The organism is uncultured Aquimonas sp., assembly GCF_937888285.1.
Classification (GTDB): domain Bacteria; phylum Pseudomonadota; class Gammaproteobacteria; order Xanthomonadales; family Xanthomonadaceae; genus Aquimonas.
Genome location: NZ_CALART010000108.1, coordinates 1 through 20,095, shown reverse-complemented (window position 1 = coordinate 20,095; position 20,095 = coordinate 1). Strand labels below are relative to the sequence as shown.

Genomic DNA, 20,095 nt, shown 5'->3' with positions numbered 1-20,095 from the left:
GCTCTCCGCTCTCCGCTCTCCGCTCTCCGCTCTCCGCTCTCCGCTCTCCGCTCTCGGCTCTCCGCTCTGCACCCCGACGCCGCCCCGGGCTGCAATCAGGGCCTGAAGCCGGCTTCAACGCAGTCGCAGGCTGAGCCGCCTGGTTTCACGCGGGCCTAGCCCGGCCGAACCCCCTGTCTGCGCCGGCGCAGCTCGCGCATGGTGATGGCAAGCAAGGTGGCGGCGGTGATGGGCAGTACGACCCACTGCATGACCGTGGCGAACTCGTCGAGCGCGTCGTGCTCGGCCGAGGCCAGGATCAGGAAAGCGGTGTAGGCGCAGTAGTAGCCGAGGAACATCCCTCCTTCCCAGCGCGCGATCAGGTGCCCCGAGAACAGGATCGGCAAGCAGGCGATCGCTGCCGCCAGCATCACCTGCATGTCGAAGGTGATCAGCGCCTGCGAGACCGGCAGGGCCATGGGTGCCACCAGCGCGGTCAGGCCGGCCACGCCGAGGATGTTGAAGATGTTGCTGCCGACGATGTTGCCGACCGCCATGTCGCGCTGCCCGCGCAGGGCGGCGATGATCGAGGTCGCGATCTCGGGCAGCGAAGTGCCGACCGCGACCACGGTCAGGCCAATCACCAGCTCACTCACGCCCAGCCACTGCGCGAACACGATCGCGGCTTGCACCAGCCAACGCGCGCCGAGCAGCAGCATCCCCAGGCCCACGGCGATCAGCAGCAGCTGCACCGCCCAGTGGCGGTCCCAGTTGGAGTCGGGCGGCAGCTCGAGATCCAGCTCATCGGCCGGCCGACGGCGGCTCTGCCAGTACAGCAGGCCGATGTAGGCAAACAGGCCGAAGAACATCAGCCCGCCTTCGATACGGCCGATCGAGCCGTCCAGGGACAGGACGAACAGCAGGATCGAGGCGCCGACCATGATCGGCACCTCCTGGCGGACGATCTGGCGGTTGACCACCAGCGGCACGATCAGCGCCGACACGCCCAGGATCAGCAGGATGTTGAGGATGTTGCTGCCGACCACGTTGCCCAGCGAGATGTCGGCCTGGCCTTCCAGTGCACCGCGCAGGGACACCGCGAACTCGGGTGCGCTGGTCCCGAAGGCGACCACGGTCAGGCCGACCACGAGCGGGCTGATGCCCCAGCTGAGCGCCAGCTTGGAAGCGCCGCGCACCAGCACGTCGGCGCCCAGGATCAGCAGGACCAGGCCTGCGGCAAAAGTGAGGTAGAGCATCAGAGGATTCCGAACATTCCGGGGGCCTGAAACGACAGATCCCGGCGCGCAGGGCGGGCCGGGATCTGGTGACGACGTCGCGTGGCGCTGGACTCAGGGACGACGCGCGTCCAGCACGGCGTTCCATTCGGCGATGCGCTTGGCCTGCGCAGCCAGCAGGGCGGATGCATCGCCCTCGATCCTGACGCTGTTCAGGGCGTCACCGCCGGCGATCGCGTCGACCACTTTCTGGTCGCCGTCGTCGAGCACCTTGCCGAACACGGTGTGCTTGCCGTCCAGCCAGCCGCAGGGCACGTGGGTGATGAAGAACTGGCTGCCGTTGGTGCCGGGGCCGGCATTGGCCATCGACAGCACGCCGCGCTCGTGGCGCAGGCTGGGGGTGCACTCGTCCTCGAAGCGGTAGCCGGGGCCGCCGCGACCGCTGCCTTCGGGGCAGCCGCCCTGGATCATGAAGTCGGCGATCACGCGGTGGAAGTTCAGGCCGTTGTAGAAACCGCGGTTGGCCAGGTTGACGAAGTTGGCGACCGTCACGGGGCAGGCGTCGGCATGCAGACGCACGCGGATCGGGCCTTTGGCGGTGTCGAAATGGGCGATCAGCTCGGACATGGGGGCTTCCCGATGAATGACAGCCGCCAAGGATAAGCCATCCAGCCGCACTGCAACTGGCTTGTCAGCCGCAGGCCGGTATAATGCCGCGCCGCGTCAAGCGCCAGTGATGACTGGCCGCGGGCGGCAGGTCGCCGTTTCTCTCCAGCGCGCGTTGTTCCCCCACAACCGTTTGCCCTGGCCGAGTGCCAGCAGCGCAGTGTGCGCGAGACCTGTCCGAACACTTCTTTCCATCCGCGATCCGCGACGCTTGCGTGGCTCGCTTCAGGCCGTGCCCCATGATCCAGAACCTGCGCAACATCGCCATCGTCGCCCACGTCGACCACGGCAAGACCACCCTCGTCGACCAGCTGCTCAAGCAGTCCGGCACCTTCGGCGAGCGCGAGAAAGTCGCCGAGCGCGTGATGGACTCGAACGACCTCGAGAAAGAGCGCGGCATCACCATCCTCTCCAAGAACACGGCGATCCGCTGGACGTCGCCGGCCGGCGAGGAGTTCCGGATCAACATCGTCGACACCCCGGGCCATGCCGACTTCGGCGGCGAGGTCGAGCGCGTGCTGTCGATGGTCGACTCGGTGCTGATCCTGGTCGACGCCATGGACGGCCCGATGCCGCAGACCCGCTTCGTCACCCAGAAGGCCTTCGCGATGGGCTTCAAGCCGATCGTGGTGATCAACAAGGTCGACCGCCCGGGCGCCCGCCCGGACTGGGTGCTCAACCAGACCTTCGACCTGTTCGACCGCCTGGGCGCCACCGATGAGCAGCTCGACTTCACCGTGGTCTATGCCTCGGGCCTCAACGGCTACGCCGGCATGGACGAGTCGGTGCGCTCGGGCGACATGACCCCGCTGTTCCAGACCATCGTCGACAAGGTCCCGCCGCCGCCGGTCGACCTCGACGGTCCGTTCCAGATGCGCATCACCTCGCTCGACTACAACAACTACGTCGGCATCATCGGCGTGGGTCGCGTGCAGCGCGGCAAGATCCGCACCAACATGCCGGTGACCGTGGTCGACCGCGAGGGCAAGACCCGCAACGGCAAGGTGCTGCAGGTGCTGGGCTTCATGGGCCTGGAGCGCCACGAGGTGAAGGAAGCGCAGGCCGGCGACATCATCGCCATCTCCGGCGTCGAGGGCCTGGGCATCTCCGACACAATCTGCGACGTGTCGACCCCCGAGCAGCTGCCGGTGCTCACCGTCGACGAGCCGACCATCTCGATGACCTTCCAGGTCAACGACTCGCCCTTCGCCGGCAACAAGGAGCGCAGCGGCGGCAAGTTCCTCACCTCGCGCCAGCTGCGCGACCGCCTGGTGCGCGAGACCCAGCACAACGTGGCGCTCAAGGTCGAAGACACCTCCGACGCCGACAAGTTCAAGGTCAGCGGCCGCGGCGAGCTGCACCTGTCGATCCTGATCGAGACCATGCGCCGCGAAGGCTACGAGCTGGCGGTGTCGCGTCCGGAAGTGATCCTGAAGGAGATCGACGGCCAGATCATGGAGCCGATCGAAAGCCTGGTGGTCGACCTCGAAGAGCAGTACCAGGGCGGCGTGATGTCGCGGCTGGGCGAGCGCAAGGCACTGCTGCAGAACATGGAGCCCGACGGCAAGGGCCGCGTGCGCATGGACTTCATGATCCCGGCGCGCGGGCTGATCGGCTTCCAGACCGAATTCCGCACCATTACCGCGGGCACCGGCCTGCTGTTCCACGTCTTCGACCACTATGGCCCGAAGGCGGACGGCACGATCGGTCAGCGCCAGAACGGCGTGCTGATCTCGAACGGCACCGGCCCTTCGCCGGCCTATGCGCAGATCGCCATGCAGGAGCGCGGTCGCCTGTTCCTCGACCCGGGTGAGGAAATCTACGAAGGCCAGATCGTCGGCATCCACTCGAAGGACAACGACCTCACGGTCAATGCCCTGCGCGGCAAGCAGCTCACCAACTTCCGCGCCTCCGGCAAGGACCATGACGAAGGCTTGATCCCGCCGATCAAGTTCTCGCTCGAACAGGCGCTGGAGTTCATCGACGACGACGAGCTGGTCGAGATCACGCCAGTGGCGATCCGTCTGCGCAAGAAGCACCGCACCGAGAACGAGCGCAAGCAGGCCTCGCGCCGCGGCGACTGACCGTACCCCTGTGACGTGAATGCAGAAGGCCCCGCCATGCGGGGCCTTCTGCATTTGCGGCCTTCGATCGCTGCATACACGCAGGCGATCTGCGCCGCACTACCTGCGCAGGATCAGATCCAGCAGCTCGCCGATCCGGCAGTGCCGCTCCAGCGGATGCCGTAGCGAGGCCTCGAGATTGAGCGCGTAGCGGTTGCGCCGACCCTCGCGTTCGCGGCTCAGCACGCCGGCCTGTTCCAGCTCCTCGACGATGCGGATCACCCCGCGCTCGGTGATGCCCACGCGCTGCGCGATGTCGCGCAGGGTCAGGTCCGGCTCGGCGGCAAGCGCCACCAGCACATGGGTGTGGTTGCTCAGGAAGGTCCAGCCGGGACTCGGCGATACCTCTTCGGCAGCCTTCAGCGCTGCAGGAGGAACCGACTTCGCCGGTTTGCGCGCCGCTTCGGGCAGGCTTTTCCGAACGCTCTTCGACACGGCCTTCACGGTTTTTACTGCAGCCTTTTTCATGAACTGTATTTCATGTATTGGAGTGCCGACATGTCCGCCCTGCCCCGCTTCGACGACGCCCTCGCCGCAACGCCCGCCTCCGCCGCGCTCACCATCGCAGTCGCCGAAGGCGACGGCATCGGCCCCGAGATCATGGCCGCCACGCTGGACGTGCTGCGCGCGCTCGATCCTTCGCTGAAGTTCCTGCCGCTGAGCGTCGGCCTCGCGGCCTATCGCGCCGGCCACGCCGCCGGCCTCGGGCCCGAGGTGTTCGAGGCCATCGACCAGCACCGCGTGCTTCTGAAGGGCCCGATCACCACGCCCCAGGGCGGCGGCTACAAGAGCGTCAACGTGACCCTGCGCAAGACGCTCGGACTGTACGCCAACGTGCGGCCCTGCGTGTCCTATGCCCCCTATGTGCGCAGCCTGCAGCCGGGCATGGACGTGGTGATCGTGCGCGAGAACGAGGAGGACACCTACGCCGGCATCGAGCACCGCCAGACCGGCGAAGTCGTGCAGTGCCTGAAGCTGATCACCCGCCCGGGCTGCGAGCGCATCGTCCGCCACGCCTTCGAGTACGCCCGCGCGAATGGCCGCCGCAGCGTCACCTGCATGAGCAAGGACAACATCATGAAGCTCACCGACGGCCTGTTCCACCAGGTCTTCGATGAGATCGCCGCCGAGTATCCGGAGATCCGCAGCCAGCACCAGATCATCGACATCGGCACCGCACGCATGGCCAGCCGGCCGCAGGACTACGACGTGGTGGTGACGCCCAACCTCTACGGCGACATCCTCTCCGACGTTGCTGCCGAAGTCGCCGGCTCGATCGGCCTTGCGCCCTCCGCCAACCTCGGCCTGCGCGCGGCGATGTTCGAGGCCGTGCACGGCTCGGCGCCGGACATCGCCGGCAAGGACATCGCCAACCCTTCGGGCCTGCTGCTCGCGGCGGTGATGCTGCTGCAGCACGTCGGCCGCAGTCGCGCCGCCGAGGCCCTGCACAACGCCTGGCTGCGCACTTTGGAGGACGGCGTGCACACCGCCGACCTGTGGCAGGAGGGCCTGAGCCGCGAACGCGTCGGCACCCGCGCCTTCGGTCGCGCGGTGATCGCGCGCCTCGGTCTGGAGCCGACGCGGCTCGCGCCCGTCCGCTATCCCGAGACCGCGCCGCGCGCGGAGCCGCGCGCAGCGGTGGCCCAGGTGGTTGCCAACACTGCGCGGAAGGCCTTCGACGGCGTCGATGTGTTCCTGCACTGGGACGAGGCCGGCCGCTCGGCGCAGCGACTGGCCGAACGCGCGCAGGCCGCAGCCGGCGAGTCCAGGCTCAGCCTGATCACCAACCGCGGCGTGCGCGTTTGGCCGCAGGGCCATCCCGACACCTGGTGCAGCGACCACTGGCGCCTGCGCTTCCGCTTCGAGGACGCACGCGCGGTGCCCGCCCTGCTGTCGCGACTGATCGAGGACGGCCTGGAACCGGTCAAGACCGAAAACCTCTACCGCTTCGGCGAGCAGCGCGGCTATTCACTGGCGCAGGGCGAGTAGCGAAAGCGCACGGCTTCCCCTCGCCCGGACGAGCGGGTAGGGTTGTGCAACAACCGTTGCGGAGCCTGCCAATGCGTAAGAACCGCCTGCGCACCCTGTCGCTGCTGCTGTCGCTCGCCCTGCCCGCCCTGCAGGCGGGCGCCAGTGCCGCGCCTGCCGCGACCGATGCTCACGAGTTCCGCGCGCGGCCGGCGCTGCAAACACCCGGTGACTTCGCCGACCACCCGGTGTCGGCCTGCGGCCACAGCCTGCAGGCGCAGCAGCTGGCCGAGCTGATCCGCACTCATCCGCTTCAGCGTCGCATGCGGCTCCGCTGCCACCCGGTGCTCGCTGCCGTTGCCGACGCCAAGGCCAGGGAGATGGCAGCGCGCGGCCAAGTCAGCCACATCTACGGCGTGATGGCACCCAACCGGCGCCTGCGCCAGGCGGGCTACACGCTGCCAAGCAGCTATCCGGGGTCCATCCACAACCAGGTCGAAGCGGTGTCCGGTGGCTATGCCACCGCGGCCGACGCCCTGCAGGCCTTCCTCGACTCCCGACCGCACCGCACCCACCTGCTGGCCGAACATCCCTTCTATGCCGAGCAGGACGAGATCGCAGTCGGCTATGCCCGCAACCCCAACACCGAGCACGTCGACTACTGGGTCGTGTTCATCGCCCGGCGCAGCAACAGCGGCAATCCGCCGACCCTGCTGCAGGCCGAGGCGAACACCGCACCGGCGCCGAAGTGAGCTCAGGTGAGGCAACGCTGAAGAATTCAGCCTTGCCACGCGGCGTGGAGGGCGCGCACGCGGATCGAACACGCAAGTGCTGGATGCGCCGACTCAAGGCGACTGCGGGTGCGCGGCGGCTCCTTCTCCCGCTTCAATGATGGCCTCCGGATCGCCTGGCGCCCTCACCGCGTAGCCGCGCTCCTGCAGCCCGCGCATCAGTCCGCTCTCAGGGTCCAGCAGGCTGGCGATGGAGATCACCGCGACGCTGGAGCGATGCTCGTCCAACGCCTTGTCGGCGGAGGCCAGCCAGGCGTCGCGCAGGCGCTCGGGCACGTCGGCGATGCGGTTCTTCTCACCCACGCTGGCCGACAGGAAGGCGTCCTGGCAGGCGCGGTTCTGGTCGCTGAAGGGCAGCGCTCGCAGGGTGTCCAGATCGCCTACGGCCCAGGCCTCGGCGCGCTCGCGCATGGCTTCGATATCGCTTTCGAGCCGCTCCAGCGTGCGGCTGAAGCACTCCAGATCGTCGAGCGGACTCTGCGCGAAGCTGCGGATGCTGGCCCTGGGGTCGGCGATCTCGACCGCCACCTGCGGCGTCTCGACCGGCAGCTTGAGCTTCTTCGCCGACTTCGACACCGCCCGCCAGACCGGGCCCGAGCCGGTCATGCGTGCGTCCTCGATCGCCTCCTGCCAGAGCTCCATCGCCGCGAACAGCGGCCGCCAGGTCTCGACCTTGCGAGCGCGCCCGAGATAGCGCTGCTTCAGCGGCTGCCAGCGCGCATACAGTTCCGGGCCGACCACCTCTTCCAGCGAGCGCTCATCGGGATTGCGGCGCGCCCGCAGCAGGCTGGGCAGCAGGGTCAGGGCGCGGAATCGTCCAATGCCGGCGCCAAACTCCACGCTCGGCGGCGCGATCAGCAGGCTGGACTCGGCGAGACGGGCATCGACCTCGTCGGAGACCCATTCGAAGCGGCGCGGCAGCGGCGACTGCGTGCCGAGGATCCACAGCACGTTGTCGCCGTGGCGGACCTCCCACAGGCCGGGCCCGCTGACGCGGGCGACGACTTCGACCGTTTCCATCTGCCTCGCCTCGGCCGCCGGCGCCTCGATGGACTGTGCCTGCACCAGCGCAGGCGGCAGGGCGAGCGTGAGGACAGCGAGCAGCATGGCGCGGGACACGGTGGTAGGGCTTGGCATGCAGGGCGCTCGCGTCTGTGAAGGCGGCGCACTCTACGTCCAGCGCGTCGTGCCGCGTGTTAGCGCCTCGCTAAGCGCGCCGCCGAATCAACGCGAGGTTGCCGACAGTTCAGCCGCTGGCGCTTCGTCCAGCATGTCCACGGCATCCGGCTCGACCACCTCGATGCCGCGCGCGCGCAGGGCACCGAACATGCCGAGCTCGGGGTCGAGCAGCAGGGCGATGTCCAGTACGGCAACGCTGCTGCGGTGCTCGGCCAAGGCCGACTCGACCGACTCGATCCACAGCGCGCGCAGGCGCTGCGGGATCTCGTCGAGCCCGCGGTCTTCGGCGAACTGGGCCTTGAGGAAGGCGTCACGACAGGCCTGGGCCTGGTCGCGAAAAGGCAGCTCGCGCAGCGCGGCGACATCGCCCACCGCCCAGGCCTCGGCGCGCTCGGCCATGTCGGCGAGGTCGGCCTCCAGGCGATCGAGGGTGCGCGCGAAGCATTCGAGATCGTCCAGGGTGTTGTCGGCGAAGCTGCGGATCAGCTCGCGCGGGCGACCCGCTTCGATCACCAGCTCGGGCCGGGTGATCTCGATGCGCCGGCGCCGCGCCTTGCGTTCGACCGCGTCCCAGACCTGGCGGCGGTAGCTCAGCCCGACGTCTTCCATCGCTTCGCTGTACAGCTCAAGCGCGGCAATCAGCGGCCGCCACTTCTCGGTGCCGCGCTTGCGCGGAAAGTACTTGTCCTTGAGCGCCAGCCAGCGCGCGTGCTGCTCAGGCGGCACGCGTTCCGCCAGAGTCAGCCCCTCCGGATCGCGGCGCGCGCGGATCAGGCTGGGCAGCAGGAACACCGCATTGAAGCGATTGACGCCTTTCAGATCGAAACCCGGCGGCGCGATCAGCAGGCTGGACTCGGCCAGCCGCGCGTCGAGCTCCGGCGACTCCCAGCGGAAGCGCTTGGGCAGCGGCGACTGCACGCCCAGCACCCAGACCACGTGGCCCTCGCGACGCAGGGCCCAGAGGCCGGGGCCGGTCACTTCGGCGATGACTTCAATGGTATCGAGCGCGCGCGCGGGCTCCGCCCCCTCCGCCGAAGGCCCCGGAACATCCTGTGCCGCGCTGGTGCAGCAGAGGCACAGCACCAGCGCAGCGAGCGCAGAGCGTAGGGTCGTCGAGGGACGGATGGCGAGGTTCATCGCCTCAGGCTAAACGGTGCGTGTTGCCATTCGATGTGAAGCGCACCCGTCCGCAGTCCGATGCTGCGCGTTTCAGCGCTGCCAGCGCGGGAAAGGATCCGGCAGGTTCGCCCAGGCGCGTGGTCCCAGCGCCATTTCCCGCGTCGACAGCAGGCAGGCATCCAGGTCCTCGCGCACGGCCTGCTCGTCGAGGCCAATGCCAATGAAGGCGAGCTCCTGCCGACGGTCGCCCCACTCGCGGTCCCACAGCCGCAGCATGGCGGCATGTTCGTTCGGATCGCGCACATCGTCGGCGCTCGGTGCGGGCGCGCTGTGTGCCTCACCGGGCCGCAGGGGCGCATCCACCCGTCCGGCATCCACGCGGTCGCGTGCCGCGAACCAGAAGCCCGCCGCCTGGTGCTGCGTCGCCGCGCCGACCGTGCTCAGCTCACCCACCCAGTCCATGCGCGAAGCCAGCCAGAAAAAGCCCTTGCTGCGAATCACGCCGCCAAGGCCTTGGGTGATCAGCCGATGGAATCGCTGCGGATGGAAGGGCCGGCGCGCACGGTAGACGAAGCTGGTGATGCCGTACTCCTCGGTCTCGGGCGTGTGCTCGCCGCGCAGCTCCTTCATCCAGCCGGGGGCCAGCTGGGCGCGGATGAAATCGAATCGACCGGTGCCAAGCACCTTGTCCAGCGCCACCTGCGAGCGTTCAGTGGCGATGATCTCGGCATCGCGGTTGAGCGCGCGCACCACCTGCTCGACCTCGCGCAGGCCAGCCGCCCCTGCGCGATCGGCTTTGTTCAGCAGGATCACATCGGCGAACTCGACCTGGTCGGCCAGCAGATTCACCAGGCCGCGCTCGTCATCCGGCCCGGCGATCTCGCCGCGTTCGCGCAGGCGCTCGCTCGAGCAGAAATCGCGCACGAAAGTCTCGGCATCCACCACCGTGACCATGGTGTCGAGCCGCGCCACGTCGGCCAGCGCGAAACCTTCCTCGTCGCGCACCGCGAAGGTCGCCGCCACCGGCATCGGTTCGCCGATGCCGGTCGATTCGATCAGCAGGTGATCGAAGCGTTGCTCGGCGGCGATCCGGCGCACCTCGGCGCGCAGATCGTCGCGCAGGGTGCAGCAGATGCAGCCGTTGCTGAACTCGACCAACTTCTCTTCGGTGCGCGACAGCTCGGCTCCGCCGTCGCGCACCAGCTGGGCGTCGATGTTGACCTCGCTCATGTCGTTGACGATCACCGCCACGCGCTTGCCCTCGCGGTTGCGCAGCACATGGTTGAGCAGGGTGGTCTTGCCGGCACCGAGAAAGCCGGAAAGGACAGTGACGGGTAGACGGGAATCGGTGACGGGGCTGGCCATGGCGGGCTCCATAAAGTTGTTATAACGTTTCGATTCTATCCACAATCGAGGCGCGGGATGATCCCCAACAGCGATGAGGAATGGCGGCACTGCATCCAGGTGATCTGCCGGGTTCCGCTGACCGCGCCTTACGTGCGCGAGCGGCTGCAGGCGCTGGCGGATCCCATGCAGCACGGCACTGCGCAGTTCCTGCGTCACCAGCAGGCTGTTGAAAAACAGCCTGCTGGGCCGGCCATGGATGGCCGGAGCGACGAATCGAGCGCGTAAGCGCGTGATTCGTCGTGAGGCGGTACGGACCTGCGCCGGACCGCCGACGAGAAAAACGCCCGGGAAGGGCGTTTTTCAACAAGCTGCTACGGCCCTGAGCATCTGCAGCGCGTGCAGGCCTGGTTCGCCGAGGCGGGCCGCAGGCTCGATGCGGGCCAGTCCGTCTGAGATGGAAGCCGCGTCGGCCGGAACCGTCGGGACGTCGCAGGCCGCACACCACGCAGACGGTTCGAGACAGGTGGCCTGCTAGCATTGGCGGCCTCTCCCCCTGCGGACCTCTGCATGAACGGTTTTGCCTCCGCGGCCGAGGCCGCGCACGCCTGTCCCTTGATCCTGTGCAGCGAAGCCGGGCTGGACGACCTGCTGGACACGCTAGGTGAACCCGCGCGGCGCTGGGCGCAGGCGCAGGGCTTCCGCGCCCAGCCGGGGGCCCACCTGCCGGTGCCCGATGCGACTGGCGCGCTCGCGGCAGTGCTGGTCGGACTCACCCGCGTCGACGATCCCTGGGCGCTCGCCGGCCTGCCGCTAAGCCTGCCCGAGGGCAGCTATGCGCTGGATGCTCGCGGCCTGCAAATCGAGCGAGGGGCGGCAGTGATCGGCTGGGGCTTGGGCGCCTACCAGTTCAACCGCTACCGCAAGCCGGCGCGCGGCGCCGCGCGTCTCGCCATCGATCTTGAAGACCCGTCGCTGGCCGAAGCCGTCGCCCTGCTGCGCGCCAGCCTGCTGACCCGCGACCTGATCAACACGCCGACCGAGCACATGGGCCCGGAGCAGCTGGAGCAGGCTGCGCGCACCCTGGCGCAGGCGCAGGGCGCCGCGTTCAGCAGCATCGTCGGCGAGGCCCTGATCAGCGAGCGCTTCCCGGCCATCCATGCGGTCGGCCGCGCCAGCCACCGCGCGCCGCGCCTGATCGAACTGAACTGGGGCGACGTGAGCCATCCGCGTCTCGCCATCGTCGGCAAGGGCGTCTGCTTCGACACCGGCGGCCTCGACCTGAAGCCGGCCGACGGCATGCGCAACATGAAGAAGGACATGGGCGGCGCTGCGCACGCGCTGGCCCTGGCCCAGCTGGTGATGGCGCAGCAGCTGCCGGTGCGCCTGCAGCTGCTGATCCCGGCGGTCGAGAACGCCGTTGCCGCCGATGCCTACCGCCCGGGCGAGGTCATCGCCACCCGCGCCGGCCTGTCGGTGGAGATCGACAACACCGACGCCGAAGGCCGCGTGATCCTCTGCGACGCGCTGACCTATGCGGGCGAGGGCAAGCCCGATCTGATCATGGACTTCGCCACGCTCACCGGCGCCGCGCGCATCGCGCTCGGCCCCGACCTGCCGGCCCTGTTCGCCAACCGCGACGACATCGCCAACGACTACCTGGCCGCCGGCGAAGCGCAGAGCGATCCGCTCTGGCGCATGCCGCTGTGGCGGCCCTACATGAGCTATCTGAAGTCCGGCATCGCCGACTTCGCCAACGCCGGCCCCTCTCGCATGGCCGGCTGCATCACCGCAGCGCTCTACCTCGACCGCTTCGTCGCCGCCGAGCAGGCCTGGACCCACGTCGACGTCTACAGCTGGAACGACAGCGACCGCCCGGGCCGACCGGCCGGCGGCGAGGCGCAGGGCCTGCGCGCGGCCTGGACCTTCCTGGAGCAGCGCTACCGCCGTTGAACACATCCGCTTGGCGGCATGCGGCGCAGCCTGCGCGCCGCCTGACCGATGCCTCACACTGGCACCTGCCAATTCCCACCCGCTGCCCGAACGGACCCACCCCATGAGCCAGGACGCCCAACGCTCCGATGCCCTGCTGGAAGCCCTGCGCATCCCGCGCGGTGAGGGGGGGCGCGGCAAGCGCAAGCGCCGCCTGCCGATCTGGCTTCTGGCGCTGGTCGTGCTCACGATCGGCTTCTTTGCCTTGCGCGCGATGCGCCCGATCGAAGTCGAGACCGGCAGCGCGCGCAGCGCCGCCGAGGCCGGCCCAACCTCGCTGCTCGATGCCTCGGGCTTCGTCACCGCGCGGCGCATCGCTACGGTCTCGTCCAAGGTCACCGGCCGCGTGCTGGAGGTGCTGATCGAGGAAGGCCAGCGCGTCAGCGAGGGCGAGCTGATGGCGCGGCTCGACCCGATCGACGCCGCCGCCCAGCTCGAACTGGCCCGCGCCCAGCTGGCGTCGAGCCAGTCGCAGCTGGCCGAGGCGCGTTCGCTGCTGGCGCTGGCCGAAAGCACGCTCAAGCGCCAGCAGGAGCTGGCCGCGCGCAAGCTCACCTCGGATGCCGCGCTGGAACAGGCGCAGAGCGATCGCGATGCGCGCGCCGCGCGCCTGGCCTCGCTGCAGCGCGCGACCGAAGTCGCCGCCGAACAGGTCGCGGTGGCTGAACTCAACCTCGCCAACACCGAAGTGCGCGCACCGTTCAGCGGCGTCATCATCGCCAAGGCCGCGCAGCCCGGCGAGATGGTCTCGCCGCTGTCGGCCGGCGGCGGCTTCACCCGCACCGGCATCGGCACCGTGGTCGACATGGACTCGCTGGAAGTGAACGTCGACGTCAACGAGGCCTATATCGGCCGCGTCCAGCCCGGCATGCCGGTGGACGCCGTGCTGAACGCCTACCCGGACTGGAAGATCCCCGGCAGCGTGATCGCCATCGTGCCGGCCGCCGACCGCAGCAAGGCCACGGTCAAGGTGCGCATCGCGCTGGACAGCCGCGATCCGCGCATCGTGCCCGACATGGGCGTGCGGGTGAGCTTCCTCGAAGAGCGTCCCGACCCGAACGCCGCGCCGCCCAGCGGCGCGCTGGTGCCCGAACGCGCGGTGGTCGCAGGCGAAGGCTCTGCGGGCCACGCCTTCGTGCTCGGCGAGGACGACACCGTGCGCCGTGTCGAGCTGCAGCTGGGCGAGGCCGCCAACGGCGAGCGCCGCGTGCTGGCGGGCCTGAGCGGCGGCGAGACCCTCGTGCTGTCGCCGCCGGAGACCCTGCAGGACGGCGACCGCGTCAGCCGCAAGACGAGCCGCTGACGCCCGTGGCCGCCTCCACCCCGCTGGTCGAGATCCGCCAGCTCACCAAGACCTATGTGCGCGGCAGCCAGCGCGTCGAAGTGCTGCACGGCATCCACCTCGACATCGCCGAGGGCGATTTCGTCGCCCTCATGGGGCCCTCGGGCTCGGGCAAGACCACCCTGCTGAATCTCATCGGCGGCATCGACTCGCCGACTTCGGGCGTGCTCAAGGTGGGCGGTGAGCGGATCGAGGACTACAGCGCGGACGAACTCGCGGCCTGGCGTGCCAGCACCGTCGGCTTCATCTTCCAGAGCTACAACCTGATGCCGGTGCTGTCGGCGCAGAAGAACGTCGAGCTGCCCCTGCTTCTGACCGATTTCGGCGCCGGCGAACGCGCGAAACGCGCGCGCATCGCGCTTGAGCTGGTCGGCCTGTCCGACCGCGGCGGGCACAAGCCGAACGAACTGTCCGGCGGCCAGCAGCAGCGCGTGGCGATCGCCCGCGCGCTTGTGTCGGACCCGCGCCTGCTGATCTGCGACGAGCCCACCGGCGACCTCGACCGCAAGACCGCCGACGAGGTGCTGCGCCTCTTGCAGCGGCTCAACAGCGAGTTCGGCAAGACCATCATCATGGTTACCCACGACCCCAAGGCCGCCGAGTACGCGCGACGCACGGTGCATCTGGACAAGGGCACGCTGGTCGGCGGCGGCGAATAGCCCACCTTTTCAGCCCTGCAGCCGCTCCACCATTCTTCGCGGCGCGCCCTCGAAGCCGCCGTTCGACATGAACACCACATGGTCGCCCGGTCGCGCGAGTGCGGCGAGCTGGTCGAGCAGGGCGTCGACCGTTGGCACGGTGTGCCCCTCGCCGCGCAGGGCGCCGACCACGGAGGCCGCGTCCCAAGCCAGTTCCGGCCGGTGCAGGAAGACCACCGCGTCGGCGTCGCTGAGCGAAGGCGCGAGCTCGGCGGCGTGGGCGCCGAGCCGCATCGAATTGCTGCGCGGCTCGATGGCGACCAGGATGCGCGCGCCACCGACCTGGGCGCGCAGACCCGCGAGCGTCGTGCGGATCGCGGTGGGGTGGTGGGCGAAGTCGTCGTAGACGCGGATGCCCTGCGGGCTGCCGAGCTTCTGCATGCGGCGTTTGACCGAGACGAAGCCGGCGAGCGTGGGCAGCAGCGGTCGCACATCGAGGCCGTAGGCATCGACCGCGGCCAGCGCGGCCAGCGCGTTCATCACGTTGTGCCGGCCGAGCAGGTTCCAGTGCACGTCGCCGATCACCTCGCCGCCCTGCACCACTGCGAAAGCGCTGCCGTCGGGCTTAAGTAAGCGCGCCTGCCAGTCGGCCGCGACGTCGATGCCGAAGCGCGTCACCGGCGTCCAGCAGCCCATCGCCAGCACCGCGGCCAGTGCCGCGTCTTCGGCGTTGACGATCAGCCGGCCGCGGCCCGGCACGGTGCGCACCAGATGGTGGAACTGGCGCTGGATCGCGTCGAGGTCGGGGAAGATGTCGGCGTGGTCGTACTCGAGGTTGTTGAGGATCGCGATCTCGGGCCGGTAGTGGACGAACTTCGAGCGCTTGTCGAAGAAGGCGGTGTCGTACTCGTCGGCTTCGACCACGAAGGCCGGGCTCGCGCCGATGCGCGCGGACACGCCGAAGTTCTCGGGCACGCCGCCGATCAGGAAGCCGGGCTCGGCGCCCGCGCAGTCGAGCAGGTAGGCCAGCAGCGAGCTGGTGGTGGTCTTGCCGTGGGTGCCGGCCACCGCCAGCACGCGGCGGCCGCGCAGCACGCGCTCGGCCAGCCACTGCGCGCCCGAGCTGTAGTCGCGGCCGGCATCCAGCACCGCCTCGACCGCCGGGTTGCCGCGCGAGAGCGCATTGCCGACCACCACCTGGTCGACGTCGGCGCCGATATGTTCGGGCCGGTAACCGCTGGCGAGCGCGATGCCGAGCGCTTCGAGCTGGGTGCTCATCGGCGGGTAGACATTCTGGTCGGAACCTTCGACCGCATGGCCGAGCTCGCGCGCGAGCGCGGCGACTCCGCCCATGAAGGTGCCGCAGATGCCGAGGATGTGCAGTTTCATTCGGAGGCTCCGGCGAGTCGGCCCAGCACGGCGATCTCGACGAGGAACAGGGTGAGGCTGGTGGCGATCGCCAGCGGCGGCGAAACGTCGAGGGCATGCCGCCAGAGGTGGGCATCGACCGCCAGCTTCCAGGCCGTGAAGATCAGGAAGCCCCAGGAGGCCAGCGTCTGCAGCGGCGTGAGGCCCTGGGCCTGCACCCGCTCGGGCTCGATGCCCTGCAGCACCAGCACCACCGGCAGCAGGGCGAGACCGAACAGCAGGCTCGCGCCGACGAAGCCGAGCGCGGTCTGCACGAAGCGCTCGCGGCGCCCGCGCAGCATCAGCAGCAGGCGGATCGGCAGCAGCAGGAAGCCGAGCACCAGCGGGAGCTGCAGCGGACCGCCTGCACCGTCCAGCACGAAGAACTGCACCAACAGCTGCAGCAGCAGCCAGAGCGCGAGCAGGCGCAGCAGCAGGCGGGCGTCGAAAGGCAGATCCTGCGGCCCGCAGCGCAGCAGGATCAGGGCGACGAGGCGCGCGAGGAGTGGGTTCACGCAGGAGCTTTCGTCGTCCGGGGCGATGCCCCTCCGCTGCTCGCGGAGGGACGGAGGAAGACCAGCCCCGTGAGCGGACCGGTCGCGATCAGGCTTCGTCGGCCGTGGCGCTGCGGATCGCGGCGAGAATGCGGTCGGAGACCTCTTCCATCGCGCCCACGCCGAAAACGCAGACCAGGCGGCCGCGCTCGCGGTAGTAGTCGATCACCGGCGCGGTCTGGTCGGAATAGACGCGCAGGCGGTTGGTCACCGCTTCGGGGGTGTCGTCGGCGCGCCCTTCGGCCTGCGCACGACCGGCGATGCGCTGGACCAGCAGCTCGGTGCTGACATCCAGCTGCACGGCGACGTCGACCGGCAGGTTGAGGCGATGCAGGAGGGCGTCCAGCGCGCTGGCCTGGGCCAGGTTGCGCGGGTAGCCGTCGAGGATGAAGCCGCGGGCGATGTCGGGCTGGCTGAAGCGCTCTTCGAGCATGCCCAGCACGATCTCGTCGGACACCAGCTCGCCGCGCTCCATCACCGCCTTGGCCTGCAGGCCCAGCGGGGTGCCGGCCGCCACGGCGGCGCGCAGCAGATCGCCGGTGGAGATGTGCGGCACGCCCAGTTGTTCCTTGAGGCGCGTGGCCTGCGTGCCCTTGCCCGAGCCGGGCGCACCGAGAAGTACGAGTCGCATGGGAGATCCGGAAGTAGAGGGAATTCGGGGCGCTACCGGGGATGGCAGTTCGGTGGGGGCGCCTGCGCGCGATGCTCCGGGCGCGGCGCGCTGTCCCGCCGATATCCCCTGGCGTGCGATCGCCGGCAACGTACCCGCTGCCCCCAGGCAAGTCAATTCAACGAAGGCAAAGCCCGAACGGTTCTATCCGCTGCCGTCTGCAAGGGCAGGGCGACGCTCGGCGCGGCGCGCACGCGCACCCAGGAAGGGCCGCTCGACAAAGCGATAGGAGAGCCAGGCCAACACCAGGGACGCGACCGTCAGCCACAGGAGATCCCACGGGCCGGCAGCACGCTGGGCCCACTGCGCGAAGCCGTGCAGCAGAGGCGCATGCCAGAGGTAGAGGCTGTAGCTGACCATGCCCAGCCAGGCCAATGGGCGCCACTGCAGGCCGCGCGCCACCGCGCCGCGTGGATCTGCCGCAGCGCCCAGCACCAGGCTGGCGAAGGCCAGCGCGATCAGCGCATTGAACAGCCACACCCAGGGCATGCGCAGCTGGCCGACAAAGGAGCCGAGCTCGGAGGCCAGAGCCGCCAGTGCGAGCGCAGCAAGAAGGCCGAGCCAGGCCAACGTCCGCGCCAGTATTGGGGCGGGTGGATATCTCAGCAGCCACCACGCAGCAGCCATGCCGAAGGCGAACTGGTCGAGGCGGCCGGGCAGCTGGGTGATCCACCGCGTGAGCACGACGCCGTCCGCGCCATGGCGCTGCACGGCCCACACGCAGAGCAGGCGGAAGCCAATCGCCAGCAGCAGGTACAGCAGCACCCCGAACAGCGCACGTCGGGCGCCGCCAGCGAAGGCAAGCGCCATCAGCGGCAGCACCATGTAGAAGTTCCACTCGATCGGCAGCGACCAGTACACGCCGTTGATCGGCGACTCGTTACGCCAGAGATTGAACGTGAGAGTGAAGTGGGTGGCGATCTCCTCCCAGGGCGGCAGTCCGCCGCCCCAGATCGCGGCGATCGCCAGCAGGATCAGCAGCTGGACCCACAGGGCCGGCAGCACCCGTCGAAGGCGGTTGCGCCAGAACGGCCACAGGCCGGCCGCCCGACGCGCAGGATCGATGAAGACCGGCGCCAGCAGGAAGCCGGAGAGCACGAAGAACAGGTCGACACCGAGGTAGCCGCTAGTCAACCAGAGCGCAGGATCGATAGGGCCCAGGCTGATGTCGATCCGATGCGCGAGGTCGTAGAGATGGAACAGCAGCACCCACAGGGCGGCGACGCCACGCAGGCCGGTGACGGCCGGCAGGTAGGCGTCGGCGCTTGGGCCGGTGCTGTGGTGCGGAGTGCTCATGCGCGGTCGGAAGGACGGTCAGGGCGCGGATGGTGGCACACGCCACCTCCTGACCCACCAGATCTCGCTTCGCGCGCGGCTACACTGTGAAGCGCTCAGGCCGCCTGGATCGCGATCCAACCTGAGGCCCCTCCACACCGAATCGGGAACCCGCATGAGCCAGGGAAAACTGCTGTACGCACAGTCCGGTGGCGTGACGTCCGTCATCAACGCCACTGCCGCCGCCGTCATCGAGACCGCGCGCAAGCACAAGGTCAAGGTACTGGCTGCAAAGAACGGCATCATCGGCGCTCTGCGCGAAGACCTGATCGACACCAGCAAGGAGTCCGCGGCGGCCCTGCGCGACCTCGCCCACACCCCCGGCGGCGCTTTCGGCAGCTGCCGCTTCAAGCTGAAAGGCCTGGAGGAAAACCGCGCGCAGTACGAGCGCCTGATCGACGTGTTCCGCGCGCACGACATCCGCTACTTCCTTTACAACGGCGGCAACGACAGCGCCGATACCGCGCACAAGCTGTCGCAGATCGCCAAGACCTTCGATTACCCGATGACCTGCATCGGCGTGCCGAAGACGGTCGACAACGACCTCGCGGTCACCGACTGCTGCCCGGGCTTCGGCTCGGTGGCGAAGTACACGGCCGTCTCGGTGCTGGAGGCCAGCCTCGACGTGATCTCGATGAGCGAGAGCTCGACCAAGGTCTTCGTGATGGAGGTGATGGGCCGCCATGCCGGCTGGATCGCCGCCGCCGCCGGGCTGGCCCAGCGCGAGGAAAACGATCCGCCGCAGATCATCCTGTTCCCGGAAATCGCGTTCGATGAAGCCAAGTTCCTGGCCAAGGTGAAGGCCTCGGTCGAGAAGATCGGCTACTGCACCGTGGTGGTCAGCGAAGGCCTGAGCCATCCCGACGGCCGCTTCGTCGCCGAGGCCGGCGGCAAGGACGCCTTCGGCCACAGCCAGCTGGGCGGGGTGGGCCCGACGATCGCCGCGCTGGTCAAGGACAAGCTCGGCTACAAGTACCACTGGGCGGTGCCCGACTACCTGCAGCGCTCAGCGCGCCACCTGGCGTCGAAGACCGACTGGGAGCAGGCCCAGGCCGTCGGCCGCGCCGCGGTCGAGTACGCGCTGGCCGGCAAGAACGCAGTGATGCCCGTCATCAAGCGTCTCAGCGATGCGCCCTACCGCTGGAAGATCGAGCCGGCGCCGCTGGCCAAGGTCGCCAACCACGAAAAGAAGATGCCGAAGAACTTCATCCGCCGCGACGGCTACGGCATCACCGAGGCCTGCCGCAAGTACCTGGCCCCGCTGATCCAGGGCGAAGCCTTCCCGCCCTTCGGCAAGGACGGGCTGCCGCGCTACGTCACGCTGAAGAACGTCCTGGTGCCCAAGAAGCTGCCGGCGTATTCGATTGCTGATAAGTAGCTGGGATTCGGGATTCGGGATTCGGGATTCGGGATTCGGGATTCGGGATTCGCAAGAGCGTCGCTGGATTCGAAGGCGCGCTCTGACCTGACCGGGTCACCGGGTTTCGCTCGACGGGCTGCCTTGCGCAGCCCGTCGTCGTTTAAGGACCCTTGGAATCCAGATCCGACTCCTGCCATGACGGACGGCGGCGCGCAGGGCGCGGCTTCGGCCTTTGCCCCTTCCAATCCCCAATCCCCAATCCCCCGGCCCTCGCGCTCAGCGCTCGGGCGTTCGGCAACGCGCGCGGCATGCCGCGCAAACGCGTCGCCTGCCTCCGGCCCCGGCCCTCGCGCTCAGCGCTCGGGCGTTCGGCAACGCGCGCGGCATGCCGCG

General features: G+C 69.1%; 18 protein-coding genes. 8 read left to right on the top strand and 10 right to left on the bottom strand.

What is annotated here, in order from left to right; all coding sequences use genetic code 11:
- Window positions 1–155 precede the first annotated feature (155 nt).
- Together Q0654_RS19310 and Q0654_RS19305 are read right to left on the bottom strand one after the other, a co-directional pair.
- Complete coding sequence (locus Q0654_RS19310) at window positions 156–1,235, bottom strand: calcium/sodium antiporter (protein WP_298856632.1); 1,080 nt, start codon at window positions 1,233–1,235, stop codon at window positions 156–158.
- A gap of 93 nt (window positions 1,236–1,328) precedes the next feature.
- A complete protein-coding gene (locus Q0654_RS19305) occupies window positions 1,329–1,841 on the bottom strand; it encodes a peptidylprolyl isomerase (protein ID WP_298856631.1) in 513 nt (170 codons plus the stop codon).
- A 278-nt stretch (window positions 1,842–2,119) separates the two neighbouring features.
- On the opposite strand from Q0654_RS19305, the gene typA reads away from it, so the two are divergent.
- Window positions 2,120–3,964, top strand: coding sequence for a translational GTPase TypA (typA, locus tag Q0654_RS19300; protein ID WP_298856630.1), 1,845 nt, complete (start codon window positions 2,120–2,122; stop codon window positions 3,962–3,964).
- A gap of 99 nt (window positions 3,965–4,063) precedes the next feature.
- On the opposite strand, the gene Q0654_RS19295 is transcribed toward typA, so the two are convergent.
- Window positions 4,064–4,471: a winged helix-turn-helix domain-containing protein gene (locus tag Q0654_RS19295; RefSeq protein WP_298856629.1), complete on the bottom strand. Its 408-nt coding sequence runs from the start codon at window positions 4,469–4,471 to the stop codon at window positions 4,064–4,066.
- Between the two features lie 30 nt (window positions 4,472–4,501).
- Here Q0654_RS19295 and Q0654_RS19290 point away from each other — a divergent pair, with 30 nt between their 5' ends.
- Both Q0654_RS19290 and Q0654_RS19285 read left to right on the top strand, forming a co-directional pair.
- Window positions 4,502–5,992, top strand: a complete 1,491-nt coding sequence (locus Q0654_RS19290; RefSeq protein WP_298856628.1) for an NADP-dependent isocitrate dehydrogenase — start codon at window positions 4,502–4,504, stop codon at window positions 5,990–5,992.
- Between the two features lie 71 nt (window positions 5,993–6,063).
- A complete protein-coding gene (locus Q0654_RS19285) occupies window positions 6,064–6,723 on the top strand; it encodes a hypothetical protein (RefSeq protein WP_298856627.1) in 660 nt (219 codons plus the stop codon).
- 93 nt (window positions 6,724–6,816) lie between these two features.
- Here Q0654_RS19285 and Q0654_RS19280 read toward each other — a convergent pair whose 3' ends face one another.
- The 3 genes from Q0654_RS19280 to Q0654_RS19270 form a co-directional block, all read right to left on the bottom strand.
- Window positions 6,817–7,899 carry a TraB/GumN family protein gene (locus Q0654_RS19280; protein WP_298856626.1) on the bottom strand — a complete coding sequence of 361 codons (1,083 nt, stop codon included), beginning with the start codon at window positions 7,897–7,899 and terminating at the stop codon, window positions 6,817–6,819.
- Window positions 7,900–7,986: 87 nt separating this feature from the next.
- Complete coding sequence (locus Q0654_RS19275) at window positions 7,987–9,078, bottom strand: TraB/GumN family protein (RefSeq protein WP_298856625.1); 1,092 nt, start codon at window positions 9,076–9,078, stop codon at window positions 7,987–7,989.
- Window positions 9,079–9,150: 72 nt separating this feature from the next.
- Window positions 9,151–10,425, bottom strand: a complete 1,275-nt coding sequence (locus Q0654_RS19270; protein WP_298856624.1) for a GTP-binding protein — start codon at window positions 10,423–10,425, stop codon at window positions 9,151–9,153.
- 57 nt (window positions 10,426–10,482) lie between these two features.
- Here Q0654_RS19270 and Q0654_RS19265 point away from each other — a divergent pair, with 57 nt between their 5' ends.
- The 4 genes from Q0654_RS19265 to Q0654_RS19250 all read left to right on the top strand — a co-directional run bounded on the left by Q0654_RS19265 (window position 10,483) and on the right by Q0654_RS19250 (window position 14,397).
- On the top strand, window positions 10,483–10,692 hold the full coding sequence (locus Q0654_RS19265; RefSeq protein WP_298856623.1) for a hypothetical protein: 210 nt from the start codon (window positions 10,483–10,485) through the stop codon (window positions 10,690–10,692).
- 282 nt (window positions 10,693–10,974) lie between these two features.
- A complete protein-coding gene (locus Q0654_RS19260; protein WP_343230153.1) occupies window positions 10,975–12,357 on the top strand; it encodes a leucyl aminopeptidase family protein in 1,383 nt (460 codons plus the stop codon).
- Between the two features lie 103 nt (window positions 12,358–12,460).
- Complete coding sequence (locus Q0654_RS19255) at window positions 12,461–13,699, top strand: efflux RND transporter periplasmic adaptor subunit (RefSeq protein ID WP_298856622.1); 1,239 nt, start codon at window positions 12,461–12,463, stop codon at window positions 13,697–13,699.
- A 5-nt stretch (window positions 13,700–13,704) separates the two neighbouring features.
- The gene (locus tag Q0654_RS19250) at window positions 13,705–14,397 is read left to right on the top strand and encodes an ABC transporter ATP-binding protein (protein WP_298856621.1); all 693 of its coding nucleotides are present in this window, start codon (window positions 13,705–13,707) and stop codon (window positions 14,395–14,397) included.
- Window positions 14,398–14,406: 9 nt separating this feature from the next.
- Here the strand turns inward: Q0654_RS19250 and mpl are convergent, their stop codons facing one another.
- The 4 genes from mpl to Q0654_RS19230 form a co-directional block, all read right to left on the bottom strand.
- Window positions 14,407–15,765 (bottom strand): UDP-N-acetylmuramate:L-alanyl-gamma-D-glutamyl-meso-diaminopimelate ligase, encoded by a 1,359-nt coding sequence (gene mpl / locus Q0654_RS19245; RefSeq protein WP_298856620.1) that lies wholly within the window; start codon window positions 15,763–15,765, stop codon window positions 14,407–14,409.
- Window positions 15,762–16,298, bottom strand: coding sequence for a hypothetical protein (locus tag Q0654_RS19240; protein ID WP_298856619.1), 537 nt, complete (start codon window positions 16,296–16,298; stop codon window positions 15,762–15,764). Before Q0654_RS19240 ends, mpl begins: the two co-directional genes overlap by 4 nt.
- An 88-nt stretch (window positions 16,299–16,386) precedes the next feature.
- The gene (locus Q0654_RS19235; RefSeq protein WP_298856618.1) at window positions 16,387–16,968 is read right to left on the bottom strand and encodes an adenylate kinase; all 582 of its coding nucleotides are present in this window, start codon (window positions 16,966–16,968) and stop codon (window positions 16,387–16,389) included.
- A gap of 183 nt (window positions 16,969–17,151) precedes the next feature.
- Window positions 17,152–18,303 carry an acyltransferase gene (locus Q0654_RS19230; RefSeq protein ID WP_298856617.1) on the bottom strand — a complete coding sequence of 384 codons (1,152 nt, stop codon included), beginning with the start codon at window positions 18,301–18,303 and terminating at the stop codon, window positions 17,152–17,154.
- 154 nt (window positions 18,304–18,457) lie between these two features.
- On the opposite strand from Q0654_RS19230, the gene Q0654_RS19225 reads away from it, so the two are divergent.
- Window positions 18,458–19,720, top strand: coding sequence for a 6-phosphofructokinase (locus tag Q0654_RS19225; RefSeq protein WP_298856616.1), 1,263 nt, complete (start codon window positions 18,458–18,460; stop codon window positions 19,718–19,720).
- Window positions 19,721–20,095 lie beyond the last annotated feature (375 nt).